Raw genomic sequence first — 9723 nt, 5'->3', positions numbered from 1 at the left:
GGACCTGCAGCCACGCGCTGCACTGCCGGCGCAGCCGGCACATCATGCCGCCACCATAGCGCCACACCAATCGCCGCCACGGCGACGGCGCCGCCCACCGCAGCTGGCAGCCACGCGGGGCGCGCCGCATTGCGCGCCGCATACGCATCGATGACCGGTGCATGCACATCCGGCGTCGCGCCCAGCTGGCGCTCTGCCTGGGCTTTCTTCAAGGCTTCAAGTATGTAAGACATCGTTTATTTCCCCGCCACCGCAGCCGCAGCATGGGCCAGGCGGGGCTCTTGCACACCGGCCAGCTGCTGCAGCCGTATCATGGTTTTCGGTCCCGCTACGCCATCGACCTTCAAGCCCTGCGCTTGCTGGAAATCCCGCAGCAATTGCAAGGTGGCGCTGTCGAGGGGACGGTTATCGCGCGGCTTGCGGGCGCCATTCATTTCCGCCAGGCGGCGCGCCAGCCAGTCAACATCAGGGCCACGGTCGCCTTCCACCACTTCGCCGCGCCACGCGCGGGGGGCGCGCCACAACGTCGTGTAGGCGCCATCGAAACGCAGCGCCAGCGTATCGGCAGTGATGTTTTCCGTCTTGCCTGCGGTGCGCAGCACGGCATTGCGGCCATCCAGGCTGGCCAGCACGGCATAACGGGACGTGCGGCCATCCGTCAGCTGCAGCACGGCGGGACGGTCCAGGCTGCGTAACTCTTCCAGCCCGCCTTTGCCATGCAGGCAGCGCAAATTCAGCTTTGCCGCACTGGCGCAAAAGTCGCCATCGGGCACTTGCTGGCCCCACAATTCGGCCAGCTGGCGCAGCGCCGCGTCGGCCTGCCCTGCCGCTGCGCCGGACGTGGCGGTTTGCACGTCCGCCCCCGCCACCGGCCCGCGCTGTGTCCCCGGCGCGCCCAACGCAGCCTGGGTGACGGCCGCGGCCTGAGCGCCAGGAGCAGCCCCCGCGCCGGGCATGGCGGACAGGGCAGCTTGAGGCGACTTCATAGCTGGCAACAATTGCCACGCCGCAGCCCCCGTCAACACCGCCCCCGCCAAAACGCCCGCCGCGGCATATTGCCAGCGCCTGCGCGATGGCGGCGCCGCCGCGGCAGCTTCCGTGAACACTTCAGCCCCGGCGCGGCGCAAGATCGCGCGCGTCACAGTGTGCGTGTTTTCCACGTAAGCCCCGAGCAGCGCCCGGTCGCACAGCAAATTGATCCGGCGCGGCACGCCGCCGGTCATGCGGTGAATGAGGGACATCAGCTGGCGCGGGAATGGCGCGCCATGCGCACCCGCCACGGCCAGCCGGTGGCCGATATAACTGCCTGTTTCTTCCACCGACAGCGAGCCCAGGTGGTAACGGGCAATCACGCGCTGGGCCAGCTGTTCCAGCTCGGGACGGGCCAGCATGGTCCGCAATTCCGGCTGGCCAATCAAAATGATTTGCAACAGCTTGCGCTCGGACGTTTCCAGGTTGGTCAACAGCCGCAATTGCTCCAGTACGGGCGGCGACAGGTTTTGCGCTTCATCAATAATCAACACGTTATTGCGCCCTGCCGCATGGCTGGCCAGCAAATGGCGGTTGATCGCATCGATATAGCTTTTAACGCTGTGCAAACCCTCCGGCATGGCAATGCGGAATTCTTCGCACACGGATTGCAGCAATTCTTCCACCGTCAAACGGGGATTGAAGATGTAGCCCAGCTCGCAATTGGCGGGAATCTGCTCCATGAAGCAGCGGCAGACGGTGGTTTTACCGGCGCCGATTTCGCCCGTCAGCAACACAAAGCCGCCACCGCTGCCCACGCCATACAGCAAATGCGCGAGCGCTTCGCGGTGGCGTTCGCTCATATACAGGTAGCGCGGGTCGGGCGCGATGGAAAACGGCGACTGTTTCAGCTGGAAGAATTGCGTGTACATGAAGCCCTTGGCGCCTGTCCCGGCGCCGGCGCCTCACCTTAACGCGGACGGCAGCGGCTTGAACTTGGCGCAGTAAATCTTGGATTTGCGGTCGAAATAAACTATCCTGCTCCCCGGTTTGGTTTCCCGCACTGGAAAGCTCGAACTATCAATTTTCGCATACCGGACGCCGCTTTGGGCAGAGACCGCCTGTTCCAGCTTGTCCGGGGTGGTTTCCGCCACCGCACCGACGAACACCAGCGGCCACGTATCGTCGCTGACCATGACCTCGCTGATCTCCGTATCCCACAGCCGCGCATCCGGCGTACGGAACCACCAGGCGCCGCCATCGCGCTTGTACGGCGGGCCGAAGAAACGCACCATGTAATCGTAAAACGGCTGGTTGCTGGTCTGGTCATTGCACAGCAAGGCGCTGCCTATCACCGTGCCAAACGTGGTCGGCGTGACAGCATGAGCAGACAGGGAAAACAGCGCGGAGAGCAGCGCACCGCGCTTCAGGCAGGGCAACAGCATGTCAAGCCTTGGACAGCCACGCACGGTTGGCGCTGATTTTCGCCTTGGCGGCGGCGGGCAGCGCTTCATAGCAGCCCGGGTATTGTTTCAGCGCGCCTTCGCGAATTTCTTTTTGCTGGCCATTGATCAGGAAAACGTACAACGTGCCATTGTCGCCTGATTTTCTAGTCCCTAAGTATTTGATCATCTTGGTTCTCCCGCGCCGGCATAAGCCATGCACATGCATGCATTATGACACCATCCACCTGGGGTGCGCCGCTTCCCTTGTTATCGGCAATCCAGCGGGAAAACTGTAATCGTTATAAGGCCGTCAACCAGGGATCTGCCGCAGGATCCGCAAAGGTTTCTGTCATGAAATCAACGAAGGCCCGTACCTTGGCCGATACCAGCTTGCGGCTTGGATACACCAGCAACACTTCCAGCCTTCCCGTACAGTATTCCGGCAACAATTGCACGAGCTTGCCTGTGCTCAAGTCGTCACCCAATGTGTAGGAAGTACGCAACATGATCCCCATGCCGGCAAGCGCAGCCTGGCGCAGCACCTCATTACTATTGGAAATCATCTTGCTGACGATGGGCACGCGGATCTGCTTGCCGTTGCACTGGACGCACCACGCGTGGCGCATCTGGTCGAAAGCATGGTTCACGCAATCGTGATCCGATAATTCCTTCGGCGTTTTAGGCGCCCCGCGCCGCCGCACATACTCCGGCGATGCCGTGAGGATCACCGTGGAGCTGGCCAACGGCCGGGCAATCATATTGCCGTCCACTTTTTGCACGCCGATAAAAATGCCCACGTCATACCCGTCTTCCACCAAATCCACGGTACGGTCTGCTAGCGTGACGTCCAGCACCACGTCCGGGTGGCCGGCGGCAAACCGGGGCAGCAATTGCGCCAGTTGCGACTGGCCGAAATTCGGGTGGCAATAGACGCGCAGCGTCCCCGTTGCCTTGCAGGCCGCTTCCGACGCTACCGCATCCGCCTCATCAATATCCGTGAGGATTTGCCGCAGCCGTTCCAGGTAACCGTTCCCGGTTTCCGTCAGCGACAGTTTGCGCGTCGTGCGGTTCAGCAGCCGCGTCCCCAGATGCTGTTCCAGGTCCGCCACGTGGCGCGTGACGACCGCGTTGGACATGTCGAGCGCCAGGCCGGCGCGGGCAAAACTGCCCTGCTCCACGACTTTGGCAAAGACGCGCATCGATTGCAGCCGGTCCATATCACCCTCTCAATTATTTCCAAATCAGGAATTATGCATTGCCATTATTCGACTTTTTTGCTGACATCGCAACGACTAAACTGGCAGCATTACAACATCGCCTGTCCGTTAAGGAGCCGAACATGAACACCCAACACGCCATCGCCGCCATGGTTATTTCCCTGCTGAGCACTACCGCCTTGGCTGCAGACACCCCGGCCCAGTCTGCGCAGGCAGACAGCAAACCTGTCCTGCTGGCCAGCGCAGCAACGGCGGCCGGCAGCACGGCAGCCGCTGCCGCTACCACCGCTACCACCGTTGTCACCGCTGCCACCGGTACGGCCGCCACGGCGGCCACCAACGCTGCCGGCCGCTCACGCGACGAAGTGCGCGCCGAAGCGGTGGAAGCGGTCCGCAACCATCGCTCGACGATGTCGCAGCAATATGACTTGCTGAAGTAAGTCCGTCACCGGCCGGGTGCGGCGCTCAGCGCAGCATCTCAGCGCCGTTTTTTTGCAGTTGATCCCCCGAATTCGCGCTTTCATCCCTTTCCGCACGCCATCTCCAGCCAATTAGCCTATTGTTCACACACTTAATTTGAGGTGTGACAATGAATAAATTGATAAAAACCACTGCAGTTGTCTCCGCCCTGGTGCTCGCCGGCCTGGCGCAAGCCGATAACAAGGATGACAAGTCCCCGGCCACGGAAACCCGCACCATCGGCGCCTTCAGCGCCATTGAACTGGCCGGCCCCTTTAACGTGGTGGTATCGGACGATGGCAAGACTGCGCTGACCTTGCGCGGCACGCGCCGCCAGCTCGACAACATTGAAACCAAAGTGGAAAACGGCACGCTGGTCGTGCGCAGCCTCAAAAAACAAGGCTTTACCATCAACATAGGCCGCGGACCGGAACCGGCCACCGTCACCATCAGCGCCGCCGGCCTGCAAAGCTTGCGCAATGCCGGCAGCGGCGACGTGAAAATTGAAAAAATCCATGGCCAGCAATTTGCGCTGACATCGACTGGTTCCGGCGATGTGCGGGCCGACGGCGCCGTGACCAACCTCGTCGTGCGCGGCACCGGCAGCGGCGACATGGACTTGCGCTCGCTGCGCTCGGCCAGCCTGAATGTGCAATTAAGCGGCCCCGGCGATACGCAAATCGGCAATGTCACGCAAGACGTGAACCTCGACGTCAGCGGTTCCGGCGACGTCCACCTGCACGACTTGAAAGTCGCCACCGTCAATGCGTCGCTGCACGGCCCCGGCAACGTGACCTTGCGCGGCAGCAGCCGCGACATCCGTGCCGAAGTCGCCAGTTCCGGCGACCTGGAAGCATGCAGCCTGAACGTGGAAAACGCATCGGCCGTACTGCGCGGCCCCGGCAATGCCTGCATTGCCGGCACGATCAAGAAATTCGATGCCGAAGTGCACGGCTCGGGCGACCTCAGTGCGCGCGGCTTGCAAAGCAATAACGTACGCGTGCTGCTCGACGGTCCCGGCAATGTCGACTTGTCCGGCACCAGCGCCACGCTGAGCGCGGAAGTCAACGGTTCTGGCGACCTCAACGCGAAAAACCTCGTGGTATCGCGCGCCGTCACCCGCAACCGTGGCCCCGGCAATATTTACCTGAAAAAAGTCAGCGATACGCTGGATGCGGAAGTGCGCGGCTCCGGCGACCTGCACACCACCACACAGTGTGAAAAAGTCAAAGTCACGATGAGCGGTCCCGGCCAGGTCATGCTGGAAGGAACCACGGCCAGCCTGGACGCGCATTTGACGGGCTCCGGCAACCTGGAAGCACGCAACTTGCTGGCCAAGCAGGCGGAAATCCAGGTGCACGGCCCCGGCAACGCCACCGTCAATGTGCAAGGCCAGCTCAATGCCGGCAACACCCGCAGTGCCGGCAATGCCGCCCGCATCGTCATGGTCGACCGCAGCGGCGTACGCGAACGCAATTAATTTCCCTTTTCCTGGTTGTCCTTGTGCCCGGCGCCCGCCGGGCTTTTTTTGTTTACACGGCGCCATACCGCAGAAAAATTGGCATTAAGCCAGACCACCTGCAATACCAAATTCGTCCCACATCTTCTCCATTAAAAACAAATACTTACATACACGGCAGCGCAGAAGTGCGCTAGTCCACTTCATCATTTTTTAATACCAGTTAAATACCTGTTGACAAGCTGGTTTGGCAAACTTATAGTGCCCTCAGCTTCTCTTCTCGGATTACAAAATGATCGAATTCTTCATCGGCGTTGACGGCGGCGGCAGCGGCACCCGGGTGCGTATTGAGCGCAGCAATGGCGTGCCAGTGGGCGAAGGCGACAGCGGCCCGTCCGGCTTGTTGCACGGCATTAGGAATGCATGGAACTCGGTGGAAGACGCCGCCGCCAAAGCCTTCAAGGCAGGCGGACTCGACGTGCCGCCGCGCGCCACCATCGCCATCGGCCTGGGACTGGCCGGCGTGCACAATCCGCAGTGGGCAGCCAATTTCGTTGAAGCGAATCCGGGCTATGGCGCGGTCGCGCTGGAAACCGATGCGTACACGACGCTGCTGGGCGCGCACAGCGGCCAGCCAGGCGCCATCATTGCGCTGGGTACCGGCAGCGTCGGTGAAATCCTGCTGCCGGACGGTACGCGCCGCGAAGTGGGCGGCTGGGGTTTCCCGGCCGGCGATGAAGCCAGCGGTGCGTGGATGGGCCTGTCGGCCATCAATCACGTGCAGCAAGTGCTCGACGGGCGCGTGCAAGGCGGCGCGTTTGCCATCGCGGTGGCCGTGGCGTGCGGCGGCGAGCGCCATGCGATCCAGGTATGGCTGGCCAATGCCACGCAAACCAGTTACGCCAAGCTGGCGCCCATTGTGCTGCAACACGCGAACAATGACCCCACGGCCCGTGAAATCCTGCTCGAAGCGGGCCGCCAGGTGGACTTGATCGCGTCCGCGCTGGACCCGGAACGCAAGTTGCCGATCGCGCTATGCGGTGGGCTGGGCGAACCATTGCGCGCTTACCTGCCGGTGGATCTGCTGACACGTATCGTCGCGCCGCAAGGCGATTCGGCAGCCGGCGCGCTGCGGCTGATTCGCACGAAAACGGAAGCTTAATTTCCCTTCTAACAAAACGTAGAAAGGCAACGCCATGCTCGATCAGTTGAGCGATTTCAGGCCGGACCACACAAGCGACACGCCACTGTATATGCAGCTGGCCAACAAGCTGTCCGATAGCATCACTTGCGGTGACTGGCGCGCCAATGAAGCGCTGCCGTCCGAACGGGTGCTGTCTGAAATACTCGACATTTCGCGCGTCACGGCGCGCAAGGCGATCGACTTGCTGTGCGACCGCGGCATGCTGACCCGCAAGCGAGGTTCCGGCACGTATATCACGCCAAAACTGGAACAGCCGCTGTCGCGCTTGACGAGCTTTTCCGAAGAATTGCGGCAGCGCGGCTTCACGGCCGGCTCGCGCTGGCTGCAGCGCGAACTGGGTGTGGCGGCGCCGCTGGAATTGCTGTCGCTGGGCTTGTCCCCTAATATGCCGGTCGCGCGCTTGAAGCGCTTGCGTACAGCGGACGACGTGGTGATGGCCATTGAAACGTCGACCATCCCGGCAACCTATATGCCGAATCCACACAGCGTCACGGGGTCCCTGTACGGCTACCTGGAAGCAAACGGCACGGTGCCCATGCGCGCCCTGCAGCACATCCGCGCAGTCAATGCCAATGCGGAACAGGCCAGGCTGGCCAATATCCAGCCCGGCGAAGCGATGCTGCATATCACGCGCGTGAGTTACCTGGAAAACGGCGCGGCCGTGGAGCTGACCCACTCCTATTGCCGCAGCGATTATTATGAATTTGTAGCGGAGTCGCGCAGATGAGCGGTGCAACAATCCAAGGCAATATCCTGACCCCGGCCGGCTGGGTCCATGGCGAGATCGCGTTTGAAGAACGCATCGCCGCCATCCACGGCGGAGCAGGCAACCCGGAATCCAATGGCGACGACTATATCCTGCCAGGCTTTATCGACTTGCACGTGCATGGCGGCGCCGGCAAGGATGTGATGGAAGGCGGCGACGCCATCCATACCATTGCAAAAATCCATGCGCTGCATGGCACCACCAGCCTGCTCGGCACCACGATGACGGCGCCGCAGGAGGAAATTGATATCGCCCTGGCGGCGATCGGCAAAGCCGTCAAGCAGCGCGGCAAGAACGAGTCGCGCGTGCTGGGCGCGCATCTGGAAGGTCCGTACATCAATTCCGGCAAACTGGGCGCGCAGCCGAATTTCGCGCGCGCCGCCACGCTGGAGGAAGTGCAGCGGCTGGAAGCGCTGGCGCCATTGAAAGTCATCACGGTGGCGCCGGAAATCGCAGGGCACTTGCAGCTGGTACGCGAACTGGCCGGCGAAGGCATGCGCGTACAGATCGGCCACACGCTGGGTTCCTACGACGACGGCGTGGCGGCCATCGAACATGGCGCGTCCGGTTTTACGCACCTGTTCAATGCGATGAGCGGCTTGCACCACCGCGAACCCGGCATGGTCGGCGCAGCGCTGGCCCACGCTGAATATGCGGAACTGATTCCGGATTTGCTGCACGTGCATCCTGGCGCCATCCGCACGGCGCTGCGCGCGATTCCACGCCTGTACTGCGTCACGGATTCCACGGCTGCCACGGGCATGCCCGATGGCGAATACATGCTGGGCCGCCATACCGTGCACAAATGCATGGGCGGCGTACGCCTGCCGGACGGCACCCTTGCGGGCAGCACCCTCACACTGGACCAGGCATTGCGTAACCTGGTCGGACTCGGCCTGCCTTTGGCGGACGCCTCGGCCCGGGTTTCAACGCATGCTGCCGATTACCTCGGCTTGCAGGAGCGCGGCCGCATCAAAGCCGGCGCGTATGCCGATCTGGTGGTACTGGATCGCGATCTCAATATCAAAGCCGTTTATATCGAAGGAGAACGTTGTGACCTCAATGATGCTTAAAGAAGCCTTGTCCGCCGCTGAATGCGTCGCGCTGCAACTGGCAAACGACGCCGAACGCTACGCGGAGCTGGGACGCAAATTGAGGAGCACGCCGTACTCCACCGCGCTGACGGTGGCGCGCGGCAGTTCCGACCACGCGTGCAATTACATCGCTTACCTGATCATGGCCCGCCTGGGCCGCGTGGTGGCGTCGCTGCCGATGTCGCTGGTCACCCTGCACAAATCGCCGCTGATTACCCGCGACACGCTGACCATCGCCGTGTCGCAATCGGGCCAGAGCCCGGACGTGGTGGAACCGATCCGCTACTTCCGCGACGGCGGCGCCACCACCGTGGCGCTGGTCAATGACATCACGTCGCCGCTGGCCGCGTCGGCCGAGTGGGCGATGCCGCTGCACGCAGGCAAAGAACAGTCGGTGGCCGCGACCAAGAGCTTTATCACGAGCCTGGTGGCTGGCGCACGCCTGGTCGCGCACTGGCAAAACGATGCGGACTTGCTGGCGGCGCTGGCCGCGCTGCCCGAATCGCTGTCGCAGGCGGGCCAGCTGGACTGGTCGCCGGCCATCGACGTGCTGGCGCCGGCGAAAAACATCATGGTGGTAGGCCGCGGCATTTCCTTCCCGGTCGCGCTGGAATCCGCACTGAAATTCAAGGAAACGTCGGCGCTGCAGGCGGAAGCATTCAGCGGCGCGGAAATCAAGCATGGCCCGATGGCGCTGATTGAAGAAGGCTATCCGCTGCTGATCTTCGCCACCCGTGGCCCGACGCAGGCAGGCTTGCTGGCGCTGGCCGACGAAATGCGCGGCCGTGGCGCGCGCGTATTGCTGGCGGCGCCAGACGACGTGGCGCAGCGCGATTTGACGTTGCCGGTGGCAGCAACGCCGGACCTCGATCCGATCGTGGCGATCCAGGCGTTCTACGTGATGGCAGCCAAATTGTCCGCCGCACGCGGCCTGGACCCGGACAAGCCACGCCATTTGAACAAAGTCACCAAGACCCATTAATCGCATCTGGAGCGGGTATAAAGCCCAACGCTTTTGCATCGTCATCCCTGCGAAAGCCTGGGCGGCCCCGCGAGGATCCATACTGAGCGAATCCTGCGGCGGCCTATGGATTCCCGCCTGCGCGGGAA

At 62.4% G+C, this 9723-nt stretch carries 10 protein-coding genes and 1 pseudogene; 6 read left to right on the top strand and 5 right to left on the bottom strand.

The features are described from left to right. The 5 genes and pseudogenes from GM668_RS27005 to GM668_RS26985 form a co-directional block, all read right to left on the bottom strand. Positions 1 to 233 (bottom strand): annotated as a pseudogene (locus tag GM668_RS27005) (general secretion pathway protein GspB); the annotation flags it as partial. Between the two features lie 3 nt (positions 234 to 236). After that, entirely contained in the window at positions 237 to 1901 is a 1665-nt protein-coding gene (locus tag GM668_RS27000) for an ExeA family protein (protein ID WP_155442073.1), read from the bottom strand. Between the two features lie 33 nt (positions 1902 to 1934). Next, complete coding sequence (locus tag GM668_RS26995) at positions 1935 to 2414, bottom strand: hypothetical protein (RefSeq protein WP_155442072.1); 480 nt, start codon at positions 2412 to 2414, stop codon at positions 1935 to 1937. Between the two features lies 1 nt (position 2415). After that, positions 2416 to 2601, bottom strand: a complete 186-nt coding sequence (locus tag GM668_RS26990) for a hypothetical protein (protein WP_155442071.1) — start codon at positions 2599 to 2601, stop codon at positions 2416 to 2418. 112 nt (positions 2602 to 2713) lie between these two features. Beyond that, a complete protein-coding gene (locus GM668_RS26985; protein ID WP_155442070.1) occupies positions 2714 to 3631 on the bottom strand; it encodes a LysR family transcriptional regulator in 918 nt (305 codons plus the stop codon). A 122-nt stretch (positions 3632 to 3753) separates the two neighbouring features. Between GM668_RS26985 and GM668_RS26980 the strand changes: the two genes are divergently transcribed. The 6 genes from GM668_RS26980 to GM668_RS26955 all read left to right on the top strand — a co-directional run bounded on the left by GM668_RS26980 (position 3754) and on the right by GM668_RS26955 (position 9595). Next, positions 3754 to 4071, top strand: coding sequence for a hypothetical protein (locus tag GM668_RS26980; RefSeq protein ID WP_155442069.1), 318 nt, complete (start codon positions 3754 to 3756; stop codon positions 4069 to 4071). A gap of 149 nt (positions 4072 to 4220) precedes the next feature. After that, entirely contained in the window at positions 4221 to 5570 is a 1350-nt protein-coding gene (locus tag GM668_RS26975; protein WP_155442068.1) for a GIN domain-containing protein, read from the top strand. Positions 5571 to 5841: 271 nt separating this feature from the next. Beyond that, positions 5842 to 6711 carry a glucosamine kinase nucleotide-binding domain-containing protein gene (locus GM668_RS26970; protein WP_155442067.1) on the top strand — a complete coding sequence of 290 codons (870 nt, stop codon included), beginning with the start codon at positions 5842 to 5844 and terminating at the stop codon, positions 6709 to 6711. Positions 6712 to 6745: 34 nt separating this feature from the next. After that, positions 6746 to 7480 (top strand): GntR family transcriptional regulator, encoded by a 735-nt coding sequence (locus GM668_RS26965; RefSeq protein ID WP_154381858.1) that lies wholly within the window; start codon positions 6746 to 6748, stop codon positions 7478 to 7480. Continuing rightward, positions 7477 to 8592 (top strand): N-acetylglucosamine-6-phosphate deacetylase, encoded by a 1116-nt coding sequence (nagA, locus tag GM668_RS26960; RefSeq protein ID WP_155442066.1) that lies wholly within the window; start codon positions 7477 to 7479, stop codon positions 8590 to 8592. The genes GM668_RS26965 and nagA overlap by 4 nt, the downstream gene beginning before the upstream one ends. Then, complete coding sequence (locus tag GM668_RS26955; RefSeq protein ID WP_155442065.1) at positions 8582 to 9595, top strand: SIS domain-containing protein; 1014 nt, start codon at positions 8582 to 8584, stop codon at positions 9593 to 9595. Before nagA ends, GM668_RS26955 begins: the two co-directional genes overlap by 11 nt. Positions 9596 to 9723 lie beyond the last annotated feature (128 nt).

The organism is Pseudoduganella ginsengisoli (assembly GCF_009720865.1).
Lineage (GTDB): Bacteria > Pseudomonadota > Gammaproteobacteria > Burkholderiales > Burkholderiaceae_D > Rugamonas > Rugamonas ginsengisoli.
Note: the sequence above shows the minus strand (reverse complement) of the source record. Positions and strands in the feature narration are given on the sequence as shown.